Origin of the sequence: Photorhabdus africana (genome assembly GCF_035181445.1) — a bacterium.
In the GTDB taxonomy this organism is placed as follows: domain Bacteria; phylum Pseudomonadota; class Gammaproteobacteria; order Enterobacterales; family Enterobacteriaceae; genus Photorhabdus; species Photorhabdus laumondii.
In genome coordinates, this window is the sequence record NZ_JAXBVE010000328.1 from 1 (window position 1) to 223 (window position 223).

Genomic DNA, 223 nt, shown 5'->3' on the forward strand with positions numbered 1-223 from the left:
CGTGAATTTTTTCAGCACGCTAAAATCGGTATTTTTCCCACTGGTGGCCATCACATTGTCCCCCGCAGAAAATTGGAGACTTTTCGCCGTCGTCTGCGCGATACCTTCGGGCGCGGACAGTAACAGCGCCGATTTTCTCAGTTCGGTTAACGTGTCACTCAATAACGTTTTCTGTTGCTGCAAATCCGCTAATTCAGCTTTGGCGGTTTCTGCCGCACCCCGT

At 50.7% G+C, this 223-nt stretch carries 1 protein-coding gene; it reads right to left on the bottom strand.

The window, feature by feature from the left end:
* Window positions 1–223, bottom strand: a 223-nt coding sequence (locus SLS51_RS23950; RefSeq protein ID WP_323840937.1) for a DUF2345 domain-containing protein, incomplete at both ends; no start/stop codon positions are given.